The sequence below is a fragment of the Maccoyibacter intestinihominis genome, from assembly GCF_040096355.1.
GTDB lineage: Bacteria > Bacillota > Clostridia > Lachnospirales > Lachnospiraceae > Maccoyibacter > Maccoyibacter intestinihominis.
The window spans coordinates 1-13,268 of record NZ_JBBMEX010000010.1 but is presented as its reverse complement, the minus strand read 5'-3'; the positions used below and the strand labels follow the sequence as shown (position 1 = coordinate 13,268).

Genomic DNA, 13,268 nt, shown 5'->3' with positions numbered 1-13,268 from the left:
GCGAAGGGTTTAGAATAAGATGTAAAACATCTAGGAGGAAGTTATGCTGATAGTTAAGAAGTTCGGCGGAAGTTCAGTCGCCGACAAAGAAAGAATTCTCAACGTTGCAGAGAGATGTGTAGAAGAGTATAAAAAGGGCAATGATGTTGTCGTAGTACTTTCTGCAATGGGCAAAACAACAGACCATCTGATTGATATGGCACATGATATCAATCCAAATCCGTCCAAAAGAGAGATGGATATGCTTTTAGCAACCGGAGAACAGACATCCGTAGCACTGATGTCTATGGCGATGGCAACCCTTGGAGTTCCATCTGTTTCTCTGAATGCATTTCAGGTAGCAATGCATACCTCATCCAGTTATGGAAATGCAAGATTTAAAAGAATCGATTCCGACAGGATCCGTCATGAATTAGACAATAAGAAAATTGTCATTGTTACAGGATTCCAGGGAGTCAACAAATATGATGACATTACCACATTAGGTCGTGGCGGTTCCGATACAACAGCCGTTGCACTTGCCGCAGCACTGCATGCAGATGCCTGTGAGATCTATACAGACGTAGAAGGTGTTTACACAGCAGACCCAAGAGTTGTGCCAAATGCAAAGAAAATGAAAGAGATCACATACGACGAGATGTTAGAACTTGCAACCCTCGGAGCAAAAGTATTGCATAACCGTTCCGTGGAGATGGCAAAAAAATATGGAGTACAGTTAGTTGTTCGTTCCAGTCTCAACAGAGCAGAAGGAACAGTGGTGAAGGAGGACGTAGACGTGGAAAGTATGCTTGTTAGCGGAGTAGCTGTAGATAAAAATGCAGCCAGAGTTGCATTAATCGGATTAAAGGATGAGCCGGGAATTGCATTTAAAGTATTTGATTTATTAGGAAAGAAAAACATCAATGTAGACGTAATTTTACAGTCCATCGGACGTGATGGTACAAAGGATATTTCCTTTACCGTTGCAAGAGATGATGTAGCAGAAGTAGAAAAAATCTTAGAGGCAAACAGAACCAGACTGACTTTTGAAAAATTAGAGACAGACACAACGGTTGCCAAAGTATCCGTGGTCGGTGCAGGAATGCAGTCTAATGCAGGAGTTGCAGGAATGATGTTTGAGGCACTTTATAATGTCGGAGTCAATATCCGCATGATTGCTACTTCAGAGATCAGAATCACCGTATTAATCGATGAGGCAGATGTAGATACTGCAACAAAAGCAGTACATGACAAATTTATCGAGGACTAAGAGATATAGAACTATAAAAGAACCTGAAAAGAGGAGTTGCACATAGCTGATTTACATCAGCTATGTGCAGCTCCTTTTACGTCCTGAACATCCAGATAAAAACTTACCATGGTCTGCTGCATATAAGGCATCAGCCACAATAAACCAATACCACAGCTTAAAACAGCCAGCAGATAAAAACCGATGAAACTAAGCTGCAAGTAAAGCAGGCGAAGTTTGTTGCCCTCCATAAGTTCCTTGCTTCTGCGGAAGGTACTGCGAATCGGAGCATCCGGGTTGTCCACAAGCATAAAAAATACCAGTGAGCACTGTAAAGCAATACGGATATCAATAATCATACCGGCTAATAGAACAATGACTGCCAGCCCGGTAATTGGAGCTGAATTTGCAAACAGCGACAGAGCCAAGGCAAGCAGAATACCGCCCGGTAAAACAGCCGGAATCATATACAGCATTAGAAGCAGGTAGGCACCTACAATTTTTTGCGGATGAGCACGGAAACTAAAGAAAATATCAGAAAACTGATAAGGTTGTCTGGTTGCGATATTTAAATGAAGTCGTAACTGACCACAGGTTAAAATCAACTGAAGCACAGTAATAATAATAGAAGCCAGATAATAAATTGTCTTTTGTGATGCACCGCCGTGACTGGCGTTATCTGCAAAAGGATAGAGTAAAGCAGACGGAATCAATGAGACAGTAATCATGGCTAACATAGCCACGCCGTATTTGCCGCTCAGATTCTCGCGAGCAGTCCTCTTAAGTTCAGCAGATGATGTTTTCATAGTAGTAAATCTCCCTTTCTAACCTCAGACTGCAACGTCAAAATTTGCCCCCGGAAGGATGGTTGCATCTGCGGCCTTTCTGTTTTTCTGGTATGGGTTATCCTCATTCGGATAGCGGATAGCAGTATTCGTTGTTCCGCCTGAAACATAAGTTTTTCCACATTCCGGACACACAGAGGTGTGGATGGAAACAGAGGCATAAACCACGGTGCCGTTTTTTTGTGCGGCTTTATCGTAAGCATTTGAAACATGTTCGCCCTCATGGGCACGGACTCTTCCGGCAGCAGCCTGTGGAGAAATATGGGCAGCCGATTTAAAAGAAACCATTTCATCGGAACCGTCCTGATATTTACGGTTTTTACAGGTCTGGCATTCTTCGCTGGAAGAAACGGCAGAATCTTTTTCGGCACGGTCATTTCCTAAAGCATAAGGATAAATTTTATAATCGTTATAAGCATCTGAAACATTTCCGATCATCATAAAATCCACACTCCTTTCGTTCAACTTAAATCATATCTGAAGAAGATGGTGAGTTTATCTGATAGTATTTTAAAAAGTTTTCAAATCCACCAAATTCATCAATGATCACAACACGGAAAGCTACAAGAATGATAAGGACTGTCAGTACAAGACCAATAATCCCGAGAATAACAGCAACCTTACCTTTGGTATCCATGGTCATTTCCCCGCCTTTGGACAACAGACCGAAAATAATGGCAAGCGGTCCGCAGATCAGACTCGTAAATACAAAGTATGGAGTCAGAGCAGCGATGAGTCCCAATACAAATCCTGCGGTCGCAAAAGACTGGGAACGTTTATCATGGTAAAGGTTGTAATTCTCATGAAAAGAGTTTTCCGGTTCTGATTGAAATCCATAGTTATTCATAAAAGAACCTCCAGATCTATTCGTTTTTTCTTATTATATCATTGGGAAAAGTGAAAGACAATCATTCCATGAAAAGAGAAGAAAAAAGATTGAAATTGTCAGAATACATGATATGATTTCAGACATAAGGAAATGTCTGCAAAGGAGGAAAGTAGAAATGAAAAAAGCATGAAAAATTGCCATTGTGGTGTGGAGCACTGTTAATATGCTGTGTCCTTACATTTTTAGGTATGCCAAAAGAGGTAAGAGCAGCAGATGGGACTCTGAACTTAAATGAGACAAAGAACATTACAATCGAGGAATTTGGCAAAAGAGTCTATGCATTCCGGGTGCCAAATACCGGAAACTTTACAGTTACCATAAAAAATACCAATCCAACCGGTAATGAGGAATTAGACGCAAGTCTTTATGATTCCAATAACAATGAGATCATTCCGGAAGTATCAGGAGTAACGTATTCTCTTCCAAACTATTCATCAAAAGGAAATCGTACTTATTATCTGAAGGTAGAAGATGGTTACTATGCATGGAGAACATCTTTCGATATAAAAGTATCCTATAAGACGACTAAAAACTGGGAAGCAGAGGATAACAATACCAGCAAGACAGCTCAATATTAAAAAGCCAACAATTACCGGAGTAGGCGGTACGGCACATAATGAATTTTTCGGAACGAATTACACGGATATTTATGTTAAACTGAAAAACAGTGGAGACTGCCAGGGATATTATGTAAAAGTAGCCAAGAAAAAGAATATGAGTGGAAATCTTGCAAAAGAAGCCATTTCGTTTGGCGACGGTAATTCCAGGAAAAAAGTAACGTTAACTACCCGTTTTCCAATTTTAAGAAAATATTATGTACAGGCCAAAGGATTTGTGGAAGATCCGTTTGGCAATAAGATTTATGGAAATTACAGCAAGGTAAAGACTGCGACGATGAAAAAAAAGCGTTTACAATAAGTATCGTAAAAAAATAAGTTATTAGTCAGTAAGAAAATAAAAGTAAAAAAGTAAGGCTTTCTGTGCGAAAAGAGTCACGGAAAGCCTTATGTCGTACTTGAAGCAAAAAGCCTTTTTCGCTATAATAGAACGGTATATAACATGGAAGGAAAGAAAACATGGATATCATAAAACAGATTGCAGAAGAATTACAGATAAAAACTTCTCAGGCAGAGACCGCAGTCCGGTTGATCGATGAGGGAAATACCATACCGTTCATTGCAAGATACCGGAAAGAAGCAACCGGAGCCTTAAATGACGAGGTACTCAGAAATCTCTATGAGAGGTTGAACTATCTTAGAAATTTAGAAGAGAAAAAAGAACAGGTTTTAGCAAGCATTGAAGAACAGGGAAAGCTGACGGAAGAATTAAAGCAGCAGATAGAAAAAGCCCAGACCTTAGTAGTCGTAGATGATCTTTATCGTCCGTATCGTCCAAAGCGAAGGACAAGAGCGATCATAGCGAAAGAAAAAGGATTAGAACCGCTTGCAAATCTGATATTACTGCAACAGGTCACACATCCGATCGAGGAAGAAGCAAAAGCATATCTTAATGAAGAAAAAGAAGTGCATACCGTAGAAGGAGCCATCGCCGGAGCAAAGGACATCATAGCAGAGCATATTTCAGACGAAGCAGCTTACCGTATGCATATCCGTAAGCAGACAGAAAAAGAGGGCATGATGCTCTCAGAGGCAAAAGATGAAAATGCAGAGTCTGTCTATGAAATGTATTATCATTTTGAAGAGCCGATACAAAAATTAGCGGGACATCGGATCTTAGCACTGAACCGCGGGGAAAAAGAAAAAATCTTAACCGTAAAAGTGCAGGCACCGAAAGACAGGATCCTTTCCTATTTAGAAAAGAAAGTTATTGTGGCACAAAATCCGTACACCACACCGATTCTGCGTGAAGCCATAGAAGACAGCTATCAGAGACTGATCGAACCGGCGATCGAGCGTGAGATCAGAAACGAATTGACCGAAAAGGCAGAGGATGGGGCAATCCGTGTCTTTGGAAAGAACTTAGAGCAGTTACTGATGCAGCCGCCGATCGCAAATCAGGTAGTGTTAGGCTGGGACCCGGCATTTCGGACAGGCTGTAAATTAGCAGTTGTAGATGCAACCGGAAAAGTGTTAGACACCACAGTCATATATCCGACTGCACCACAGAACAAAGTAGAGGAGTCGAAAAAAGTATTAAAGCAGCTCATTGCTAAATATCACATTACCCTGATCTCCGTTGGAAACGGAACGGCATCGAGAGAGTCGGAGCAGATCATCGTGGAGCTGTTAAAAGAGCTTCCGGTTACGGTTCGTTATGTGATCGTAAATGAAGCAGGAGCATCCGTATATTCTGCAAGCAAAATAGCAGCAGAAGAATTTCCGAATTTTGATGTTGGACAAAGAAGTGCCGCATCCATTGCAAGAAGGATTCAGGACCCGTTAGCGGAACTGGTAAAAATCGATCCGAAATCCATTGGAGTCGGACAGTATCAGCATGATATGAACCAGAAAAAATTAGGAGAAGCATTAGGCGGAGTAGTAGAAGACTGCGTCAACCGTGTAGGTGTGGATCTGAATACGGCATCCGCTTCCCTGTTAGAATATATTTCCGGTATCAGCAAAGTGATCGCTAAGAACATCGTTGCTTATCGTGAAGAGAACGGCAGATTTTTAACCAGAAAAGAATTGTTAAAAGTCCCGAAACTCGGACCGAAAGCATATGAACAGTGTGCAGGATTCATGCGTATTACAGGTGGAAAGCAGCCGTTAGATGCAACCAGCGTCCATCCGGAAAGCTATGAAGCAGCAAAAGAACTGTTGAAAAAACTTGGATGTCAGGAAGAAGACATTGCAGGCGGAAACCTGAAAGGACTTTCTAAAAAAATAAAAGACAAAGCAGCCTTAGCAGACGAACTGGGCATTGGGGTAATGACTTTAGAAGACATCGTAAAAGAATTAGAAAAGCCGGCAAGAGATCCGCGTGAGGAGATGCCAAAACCGATCTTAAGAACAGATGTCTTAGAAATGAAAGACCTAAAGGAAGGTATGATATTAAAAGGAACCGTCAGAAACGTCATAGATTTTGGTGCATTTGTGGACATCGGAGTCCATCAGGACGGACTGGTGCATATCTCGCAGATGAGTGACCGTTATATCAAACATCCGTTAGAAGTAGTAAGTGTCGGGGATATTGTAGAAGTACAGGTCATGTCCGTAGACTTGAAAAAACAGAGAATACAGCTTACGATGAAAATTGCAAAATAAATAATACCAAGGAGATTTTAGATTATGAATACCAAAAAGAAACCAGTAAACGTACGATACATGACCATGACCGCCATGCTTTCAGCCATCGCGTTTGTGCTGATGATGTTAGAATTTAGCATACCGATTATGCCGTCCTTTATCAAACTGGACTTTTCAGAGCTTCCGGCACTGATCGGTTCTTTTGCAATGGGACCGTTGAGCGGAACCGTCATCTGCCTGATCAAGAACCTCTTGCATCTTCCGATGAGTTCCACCGGCGGAGTCGGAGAATTGTCCAACTTCATCTTAGGAGCAATGTTTGTCATTCCGGCGGGACTTTTTTATAAGAAAAGAAAAGGTCGTAAATCAGCATTGATCGGTTCCTTAGTCGGAGCAGTGCTGATGTCAGTTGTCAGCGTGGCATCAAACTATTTTATCGTATATCCGGTATACACCGCGTTTATGCCGATGGAGGCGATCATCAATGCATATCAGGTAATACTGCCACAGGCAGACACACTTTTAAAGTGTCTGGTGATCTTTAATATGCCGTTCACTTTTATCAAAGGAATGATGAACGTATTGATCACATTTTTAGTTTACAAACACATATCTCCGATCATCAAAGGAGCACAGGAAAGGTAAAAGATCATGAAAGAAGAATTTGACGTTAACCTGACCCCTCAGGATATGTACCGTTTTAATATGTATCATACCTATCATGGATTTCATGGGATACTCTCGATCGTGATGGCAGCACTTGTCATCGTTGTAACCATTGTGACATGGGGCGATCTCGATGCAACATACAGCGCGATTTATCTGGTGTTAGCGGCACTTTTTATAGGTTATATCCCACTGAGCCTCTGGTTTCATGCAAAAATGCTGTTGCAGCGTTCCGAAGCATTACGGAATACACAGCATTTTACGATAGATGAAAAAGGCGTGACGATCTCACAGGATGGTGAAGAGGCACTCTTAGAGTGGAAACAGGTCTATAAAGTAGTAGACACCAAGAGCAATCTTTTGGTATACAGTACCAGAGTCAACGCCTATGTTTTTCCAAAAAGAGAATTAGGAGAACATTACGAGGGCGTATGCAATATCATGAAACAGCAGTTAGAAAGTTATCGTTTGAAAATCAAGTAGGTGCTTATTTATGGTCATAGAAACATTTTCCCCGGAAGAAACAGAAGAGCTGGGAATCCATTTCGGGAAAGAAGCAAAGCCGGGAACCGTCTGCACCCTGATCGGTGATCTGGGCGTAGGAAAAACAGTATTTACGCAGGGAATTGCAAAAGGTCTCGGAATTACAGAACCGATCAACAGCCCGACGTTTACGATCGTACAGGTCTATGAGGAGGGCAGGATGCCATTTTACCATTTCGATGTCTACCGGATCGGAGATATCGAAGAAATGGATGAGATTGGATATGAGGACTATTTTTATGGGGACGGACTGACAATGATCGAATGGGCAAATCTGATCGAAGAGATTTTGCCGGAACATTATCAGCAGATCACCATAGAAAAAGATATAGAAAAAGGATTTGACTACAGAAAGATTACAATAGAGTCAATTTAGGAGGCATAACATGAAAATATTGGCATTGGACAGTTCAGGGCTGACCGCTAGCGTTGCCGTTATAGAGGATGAAAATCTGATGGGTGAATATACCATGAATTACAAAAAGACGCATTCCCAGACATTGCTTCCGATGTTAGATGAACTGGCAAAAATGATAGAACTGGATCTGCAGTCCATAGATGCGATCGCCGTTGCAGGCGGACCGGGTTCCTTTACCGGACTTCGTATCGGTTCTGCTACGGCAAAAGGGTTAGGACTAGCACTGGACAAACCCATCGTGCATGTTCCGACGGTGGACGGGCTTGCATACAATCTCTGGGGCCATAAAGATTTCGTCTGCCCGCTGATGGATGCAAGAAGAAACCAGACCTATACCGGATTGTATGAATTTACGGCAGACGGCATGAACATATTGGTAGAGTCCTGTGCCGTCGGAATCGAAGAGATTTTAGAAAAAATAAATGAATATGGCCGTCCGGTTGTATTTTTAGGAGACGGCGTTCCCGTATTTCGTGCTATAATAGAAGAAAAATGCAGAGTGCCTTACAGCTATGCGCCGGCACATTTAAACCGACAGCGTGCAGGTGCCGTCGGTGTGCTTGGAATGGAATATTATAAGCAGGGAAAATATCAGAGTGCAGCAGAGCATAAGCCGGACTATTTAAGACTGTCACAGGCAGAACGGGAACGTTTAGAAAAAGAAAAGGCAGAGAGATAAGAAAAATGGTCATTAGCAGAATGAAGACAGAGGATGTCACAGATGCTGCCCGCATAGAAGAAAAGATATTTTCCACGCCATGGTCAGAACAGTCCTTTTTAGAGGCGTTAGAACAGGAATATACCGTATTTTTCGTCGCAAAGAAAAAAGAACACTGCGTGGGTTACATTGGAGCTTATTTTGCTGCGGATGAGGCGGAGATCACAAATGTTGCCGTAGAGATGGAATACCGCAGGCGCCATATCGCAGAAGCACTGGTGGCAGAAATGCAAAAAGAAGCCGCAGGGCGTGGAACCCACAGTATCTTTTTAGAAGTGCGCTGCAGTAATACGGGTGCGATCGCACTCTATCAGAAAATGGGATTTTCCATCTGCGGAACCCGCAGGGGATTTTATGAAAAACCAAAAGAAGATGCCTATGTTATGGTATATACACCAGAGATTTCCACTACCATGGGAGAGGATTAAGATTTTATAATAGAGATAGAAAATCTTAGGAGGTATGCAAATGAGAAACGAAGGAAAAAGCATCTGTAACTGCTGTGGAAGAGTACTGGAACAGGAAGAATATATCAATATTGAAAAACAGTGGGGATATTTTTCTGACAGGGATGGAACAATTCAGAGAGGAAAAATATGCGAGGAATGTTTTGAACGGATCGCAAAAACATTCAAAATACCACTCGAAGAGGAGCTGCTAACAGAACTCCTCTAGAAAAGGAGAAACTATGTTAGATGTTTGTTTGTTAGGAACCGGAGGAATGATGCCGCTTCCCTACCGCCGTTTAACGGCACTGATGACAAGATATAATGGGAGCAATCTTTTAATTGACTGCGGGGAGGGAACGCAGGTAGCAATCAAAGAAAAAGGCTGGAGTTTTAAGCCAATCGATGTCATCTGCTTTACGCATTATCACGCAGACCATATCAGCGGACTGCCGGGACTGCTTCTGACCATGGGAAATACGGACCGTACGGAGCCACTGACCATGATCGGGCCAAAAGGATTAGAACGGGTAGTCAGTGCACTGCGGGTCATTGCACCGGAACTGCCGTTTCCAATAGAGTTTATAGAACTGACCGATCCCAAAGAAGAGATTACGATTGCCGGTTACAGGATACAGGCGTATCGCGTTAACCATAATATCGTATGCTATGGCTATAGCCTCAGTATAGACCGGGCAGGGCGTTTCAGCGTAGAAGAGGCAAACAGACATCAGATACCGCAAAAATACTGGAGCCGCCTGCAAAAAGGAGAGATCATCGAAGACGGAGAACAGACCTATACGCCGGAAATGGTGCTTGGACCTGCCAGAAAAGGGATCAAAGTTACTTATTGTACGGATACCAGACCGGTTGTGGAAATAGCAAATGCAGCCAAAGACGCAGACTTATTTATCTGCGAAGGGATGTATGCAGAACCGGAAAAGGTAGAAAAGGCAAAACAATACAAGCACATGACTTTTTATGAGGCAGCGGAGCTGGCAAAAAAAGCAGAGCCAAAACAGATGTGGCTGACACATTTCAGTCCGTCATTAGTCGGTGCGGAACGATACATGGAACAGGTGAGAAAAATTTTTCCGGCATCCTATCTTGGGAAAGATGGAAAAAGCATAGAACTGGATTTTGAGGAGGACGAATGATGAAGAAAGGAATCAGGATCGTCGGAATTGCGATCATATGTATAGGAATCATTGTCGGATATTACTATTATCTGTCAAACCACGGAAAAAAAGACGTAGAGAACAGCACGGAAATCAGCAAAGTGGATGAGGCATTAAGCCGGGATCTGGCGAAAGATTATCCACCGACTCCGCGGGAAGTGGTCAAATTTTATAACAAGCTGCTGCAGTGTTTTTATAATGAGGATTGCAGCAAAAGTGAGATCGAGGAGCTTGGAGGACAGGCTCGTCTGCTTATGGATGATGCTTTATTGGCCAATAACCCGAAGGAACAGTACCTGACGCTGTTAGAGAGCGATATTCAGGATTCTAAGGATAAGGGCAAGACGATTTCAGATACCACGGTGGCAAACAGCAGTGATATCAAATATCAGAAAGTAAAGGGGGAGGAGTGTGCCTATGTGACAGCCTCTTATTTTGTCAAAGAAGGCAATTCCTATACCCGTACCTATGAAGAATATGTGCTTCGGAAAGATACGAATAAGCAGTGGAAAATATTAGGATATCAACTGACAAAAGGAGATTCTTCAGATGAGTAGTAAGGAAGAAGTAAAAATACTCGCAATCGAAAGTTCCTGTGATGAGACCGCGGCAGCAGTTGTGGTAAACGGACGGGAGGTACGTTCTAACGTCATATCCTCCCAGATCGCACTGCATACGCTGTATGGCGGAGTGGTGCCGGAGATTGCGTCGCGTAAACACATTGAAAAGATCAATCAGGTCATCACACAGGCATTAGAGGATGCGGATACTACGTTAGAAGAGATAGACGCGATCGGTGTCACCTACGGGCCGGGACTGGTCGGTGCACTCTTAGTAGGCGTGGCGGAAGCAAAAGCAATCGCCTATGCAGCGAAAAAACCGTTGGTCGGAGTGCACCATATCGAAGGACATATCTGTGCCAACTATATTGAAAACAAAGAGTTAGAACCACCGTTTTTATGCCTGGTTGCATCCGGTGGTCATACGCATTTAGTAAAAGTAGCAGACTATGGAAAATATGAGATTATCGGAAGAACCAGGGATGATGCGGCAGGAGAAGCCTTTGACAAAGTGGCAAGAGCCATCGGACTTGGCTATCCGGGCGGACCGAAGATTGAAAAAAAAGCAAAAGAAGGCAATGATAAAGCAATCGTATTTCCAAAGGCAAAAGTGGCAGAAAATCCGTATGATTTCAGTTTCAGCGGCTTGAAGTCTGCCGTCTTAAACTACATCAACGGATGTAAAATGAAGCGGCAGGAGATCAACGAGGCAGATATTGCGGCATCCTTCCAAAAAGCAGTCATCGATGTCTTAGTAGAGCATGCCGTTCATGCGGCAAAAGAATACCGGATCGATAAATTTGCCATAGCAGGCGGTGTCGCATCGAATCAGACACTCCGTGAGGCAATGGAAAAAGCATGTAAAGAGCGCGGAATACAGTTTTACCATCCGTCCCCTATATTTTGTACGGATAATGCCGCAATGATCGGTTCAGCGGCGTATTATGAGTATCTGCAGGGAAGAAGGGATGGCTGGGATCTGAATGCCGTTCCGAACCTCAAACTGGGAGAACGATAATGGAGACAGGAAAAAAAGAAGTCTTTGCAGCAGTTGTATTAGCAGCAGGACGGGGAAAACGCATGGAGAGCAGTGTACATAAGCAATACCTGCTTTTACATGAGAAACCCGTCTTATATTATGCATTAAAGGCATTTGAAGAGAGTCCGGTACAGGAGATCGTACTGGTGGTCGGCAAAGGTGAGATCGAATACTGCCAAAAAGAAATCGTAGAAAAATACGGTTTTCAGAAAATATCCCATATTATCGAGGGAGGGGCAGAGCGGTATCACTCTGTCTATTGTGGATTAAAAGCTATAAAAGGGGCAGACTATGTACTGATACATGATGGGGCAAGACCGTTTTTAGATGAGGAGATCATAAAAAGAAACATACAGGCAGTACGCGAATATCAGGCATGTGTGGCAGGAATGCCGGTCAAAGACACCATCAAAATATCCGATGAAGAAGAATTTGCGGCTGCAACGCCCGACAGAAGTAAACTGTGGATGATACAGACACCACAGACATTTTCCTATGAATTGATCTATCAGGCATACCGGGTCCTGATAACGAGTGAGGAAAACACAGCAGAGCCGGAACAGACACTGCCATATGACAGCCTGTTAAATAAGCAGAAAGTAAAAAAATTACAGGAAAACCGGGGGCAGGTGCATGTAACCGATGATGCAATGGTTGTCGAATTACTCACAGACATACCGGTCAAACTGGTCAGGGGAAGCTATCAGAATATAAAGATCACCACCCCGGAAGACCTGAAAATAGCGGAAGCACTCTGCGAAAAAAAGCAGTAAAAGAGCAGAAAATAGAAAAAGTAGAAAAAATATACAAAATAGTTATTGACACAATTCATCAATGATGATAGAATAACTTTTGCGTCGATTCAGAGAGCACATGGAGAGGTATCGAAGTGGTCATAACGAGGCGGTCTTGAAAACCGTTTGTCCGCAAGGGCGCGTGGGTTCGAATCCCACCCTCTCCGCTATATGCCAAAGGCGCATAGCAAATGAATAACAACATTCATTCGGAGAAGTACCCAAGCTGGCCGAAGGGACACCCCTGGAAAGGGTGCAGGTCGTTAACAGCGGCGCGAGGGTTCAAATCCCTCCTTCTCCGCTAGCTCAAAAAAATATCAAAAAAATTAAAAAAGTTGTTGACAAACACTTGAACACATGATACTATAAATGAGCTGACGCAAACGGCGGTCAACAAAAAACGACAGCAAAATGCGGCAAGAACCTTGATAACTGAACAGTGAAATAACCTTGAAAGATTCAGAGAGAATAATTCAAAGAACAGCATCGAAAGATGCACCTAAACAGTAAATGGGAACCTTTTGCTTTAAGGTAAGAGGGGAACGGATATTCAGCCAGAGGATTCTGGAAGGATAAAAACTTTTTATGAGAGTTTGATCCTGGCTCAGGATGAACGCTGGCGGCGTGCTTAACACATGCAAGTCGAACGAAGCACTTTACTACGATTCCTTCGGGATGACGGTTTAGTGACTGAGTGGCGGACGGGTGAGTAACGCGTGGGGAACCTGCCCCATACCG

17 protein-coding genes, 2 tRNA genes and 1 rRNA gene are annotated in these 13,268 nt (G+C 42.9%); 17 read left to right on the top strand and 3 right to left on the bottom strand.

The window, feature by feature from the left end:
- Positions 1 to 43: 43 nt before the first annotated feature.
- A complete protein-coding gene (locus WMO43_RS10210) occupies positions 44 to 1,249 on the top strand; it encodes an aspartate kinase (protein WP_177963788.1) in 1,206 nt (401 codons plus the stop codon).
- Between the two features lie 56 nt (positions 1,250 to 1,305).
- On the opposite strand, the gene WMO43_RS10205 is transcribed toward WMO43_RS10210, so the two are convergent.
- The 3 genes from WMO43_RS10205 to WMO43_RS10195 are packed head-to-tail and all read right to left on the bottom strand — an operon-like array spanning position 1,306 to position 2,920.
- Positions 1,306 to 2,034, bottom strand: coding sequence for a DUF975 family protein (locus WMO43_RS10205; protein ID WP_353531093.1), 729 nt, complete (start codon positions 2,032 to 2,034; stop codon positions 1,306 to 1,308).
- A 24-nt stretch (positions 2,035 to 2,058) separates the two neighbouring features.
- Positions 2,059 to 2,511: a hypothetical protein gene (locus tag WMO43_RS10200; RefSeq protein WP_434784182.1), complete on the bottom strand. Its 453-nt coding sequence runs from the start codon at positions 2,509 to 2,511 to the stop codon at positions 2,059 to 2,061.
- A gap of 28 nt (positions 2,512 to 2,539) precedes the next feature.
- On the bottom strand, positions 2,540 to 2,920 hold the full coding sequence (locus tag WMO43_RS10195) for a hypothetical protein (RefSeq protein ID WP_353531092.1): 381 nt from the start codon (positions 2,918 to 2,920) through the stop codon (positions 2,540 to 2,542).
- A 182-nt stretch (positions 2,921 to 3,102) separates the two neighbouring features.
- Between WMO43_RS10195 and WMO43_RS10190 the strand changes: the two genes are divergently transcribed.
- The 16 genes from WMO43_RS10190 to WMO43_RS10115 form a co-directional block, all read left to right on the top strand.
- The gene (locus tag WMO43_RS10190) at positions 3,103 to 3,540 is read left to right on the top strand and encodes a hypothetical protein (RefSeq protein WP_353531091.1); all 438 of its coding nucleotides are present in this window, start codon (positions 3,103 to 3,105) and stop codon (positions 3,538 to 3,540) included.
- 136 nt (positions 3,541 to 3,676) lie between these two features.
- The gene (locus WMO43_RS10185; protein WP_353531090.1) at positions 3,677 to 3,880 is read left to right on the top strand and encodes a hypothetical protein; all 204 of its coding nucleotides are present in this window, start codon (positions 3,677 to 3,679) and stop codon (positions 3,878 to 3,880) included.
- A 158-nt stretch (positions 3,881 to 4,038) separates the two neighbouring features.
- Positions 4,039 to 6,186 (top strand): Tex family protein, encoded by a 2,148-nt coding sequence (locus WMO43_RS10180; protein WP_353531089.1) that lies wholly within the window; start codon positions 4,039 to 4,041, stop codon positions 6,184 to 6,186.
- 24 nt (positions 6,187 to 6,210) lie between these two features.
- Positions 6,211 to 6,813, top strand: a complete 603-nt coding sequence (locus tag WMO43_RS10175) for an ECF transporter S component (protein WP_177963535.1) — start codon at positions 6,211 to 6,213, stop codon at positions 6,811 to 6,813.
- 6 nt (positions 6,814 to 6,819) lie between these two features.
- Complete coding sequence (locus WMO43_RS10170) at positions 6,820 to 7,317, top strand: YcxB family protein (protein WP_177963536.1); 498 nt, start codon at positions 6,820 to 6,822, stop codon at positions 7,315 to 7,317.
- Between the two features lie 10 nt (positions 7,318 to 7,327).
- Complete coding sequence (tsaE, locus tag WMO43_RS10165; RefSeq protein ID WP_177963537.1) at positions 7,328 to 7,753, top strand: tRNA (adenosine(37)-N6)-threonylcarbamoyltransferase complex ATPase subunit type 1 TsaE; 426 nt, start codon at positions 7,328 to 7,330, stop codon at positions 7,751 to 7,753.
- A 10-nt stretch (positions 7,754 to 7,763) separates the two neighbouring features.
- Positions 7,764 to 8,474, top strand: a complete 711-nt coding sequence (gene tsaB / locus WMO43_RS10160; protein ID WP_177963538.1) for a tRNA (adenosine(37)-N6)-threonylcarbamoyltransferase complex dimerization subunit type 1 TsaB — start codon at positions 7,764 to 7,766, stop codon at positions 8,472 to 8,474.
- Between the two features lie 5 nt (positions 8,475 to 8,479).
- Positions 8,480 to 8,941, top strand: a complete 462-nt coding sequence (gene rimI / locus WMO43_RS10155) for a ribosomal protein S18-alanine N-acetyltransferase (protein ID WP_353531088.1) — start codon at positions 8,480 to 8,482, stop codon at positions 8,939 to 8,941.
- A gap of 40 nt (positions 8,942 to 8,981) precedes the next feature.
- Entirely contained in the window at positions 8,982 to 9,188 is a 207-nt protein-coding gene (locus tag WMO43_RS10150) for a hypothetical protein (RefSeq protein ID WP_177963540.1), read from the top strand.
- Between the two features lie 13 nt (positions 9,189 to 9,201).
- Positions 9,202 to 10,116 (top strand): ribonuclease Z, encoded by a 915-nt coding sequence (locus WMO43_RS10145; protein WP_353531087.1) that lies wholly within the window; start codon positions 9,202 to 9,204, stop codon positions 10,114 to 10,116.
- A complete protein-coding gene (locus WMO43_RS10140; RefSeq protein ID WP_353531086.1) occupies positions 10,113 to 10,694 on the top strand; it encodes a DUF6715 family protein in 582 nt (193 codons plus the stop codon). Before WMO43_RS10145 ends, WMO43_RS10140 begins: the two co-directional genes overlap by 4 nt.
- Entirely contained in the window at positions 10,687 to 11,715 is a 1,029-nt protein-coding gene (gene tsaD / locus WMO43_RS10135) for a tRNA (adenosine(37)-N6)-threonylcarbamoyltransferase complex transferase subunit TsaD (protein WP_177963543.1), read from the top strand. The genes WMO43_RS10140 and tsaD overlap by 8 nt, the downstream gene beginning before the upstream one ends.
- Positions 11,715 to 12,509, top strand: coding sequence for a 2-C-methyl-D-erythritol 4-phosphate cytidylyltransferase (gene ispD / locus WMO43_RS10130; RefSeq protein ID WP_177963544.1), 795 nt, complete (start codon positions 11,715 to 11,717; stop codon positions 12,507 to 12,509). The genes tsaD and ispD overlap by 1 nt, the downstream gene beginning before the upstream one ends.
- 102 nt (positions 12,510 to 12,611) lie before the next feature.
- Positions 12,612 to 12,697, top strand: a tRNA-Ser gene (locus WMO43_RS10125).
- A 44-nt stretch (positions 12,698 to 12,741) separates the two neighbouring features.
- Positions 12,742 to 12,831, top strand: a tRNA-Ser gene (locus WMO43_RS10120).
- 280 nt (positions 12,832 to 13,111) lie between these two features.
- A 16S ribosomal RNA gene (locus WMO43_RS10115) occupies positions 13,112 to 13,268 on the top strand; the annotation flags it as partial.

Bases quoted from the DNA above. Each gene is read 5' to 3' on its own strand.
- WMO43_RS10140 (WP_353531086.1), top strand. From the start codon at position 10,113: ATGATGAAGAAAGGAATCAGGATCGTCGGAATTGCGATCATATGTATA.
- ispD (WP_177963544.1), top strand. From the start codon at position 11,715: ATGGAGACAGGAAAAAAAGAAGTCTTTGCAGCAGTTGTATTAGCAGCA.
- WMO43_RS10145 (WP_353531087.1), top strand. From the start codon at position 9,202: ATGTTAGATGTTTGTTTGTTAGGAACCGGAGGAATGATGCCGCTTCCC.
- WMO43_RS10175 (WP_177963535.1), top strand. From the start codon at position 6,211: ATGAATACCAAAAAGAAACCAGTAAACGTACGATACATGACCATGACC.
- WMO43_RS10210 (WP_177963788.1), top strand. From the start codon at position 44: ATGCTGATAGTTAAGAAGTTCGGCGGAAGTTCAGTCGCCGACAAAGAA.
- tsaE (WP_177963537.1), top strand. From the start codon at position 7,328: ATGGTCATAGAAACATTTTCCCCGGAAGAAACAGAAGAGCTGGGAATC.
- WMO43_RS10200 (WP_434784182.1), bottom strand. From the start codon at position 2,511: ATGATCGGAAATGTTTCAGATGCTTATAACGATTATAAAATTTATCCT.
- tsaD (WP_177963543.1), top strand. From the start codon at position 10,687: ATGAGTAGTAAGGAAGAAGTAAAAATACTCGCAATCGAAAGTTCCTGT.
- rimI (WP_353531088.1), top strand. From the start codon at position 8,480: ATGGTCATTAGCAGAATGAAGACAGAGGATGTCACAGATGCTGCCCGC.
- WMO43_RS10195 (WP_353531092.1), bottom strand. From the start codon at position 2,920: ATGAATAACTATGGATTTCAATCAGAACCGGAAAACTCTTTTCATGAG.
- WMO43_RS10170 (WP_177963536.1), top strand. From the start codon at position 6,820: ATGAAAGAAGAATTTGACGTTAACCTGACCCCTCAGGATATGTACCGT.
- WMO43_RS10150 (WP_177963540.1), top strand. From the start codon at position 8,982: ATGAGAAACGAAGGAAAAAGCATCTGTAACTGCTGTGGAAGAGTACTG.
- WMO43_RS10205 (WP_353531093.1), bottom strand. From the start codon at position 2,034: ATGAAAACATCATCTGCTGAACTTAAGAGGACTGCTCGCGAGAATCTG.
- tsaB (WP_177963538.1), top strand. From the start codon at position 7,764: ATGAAAATATTGGCATTGGACAGTTCAGGGCTGACCGCTAGCGTTGCC.
- WMO43_RS10180 (WP_353531089.1), top strand. From the start codon at position 4,039: ATGGATATCATAAAACAGATTGCAGAAGAATTACAGATAAAAACTTCT.
- WMO43_RS10185 (WP_353531090.1), top strand. From the start codon at position 3,677: ATGAGTGGAAATCTTGCAAAAGAAGCCATTTCGTTTGGCGACGGTAAT.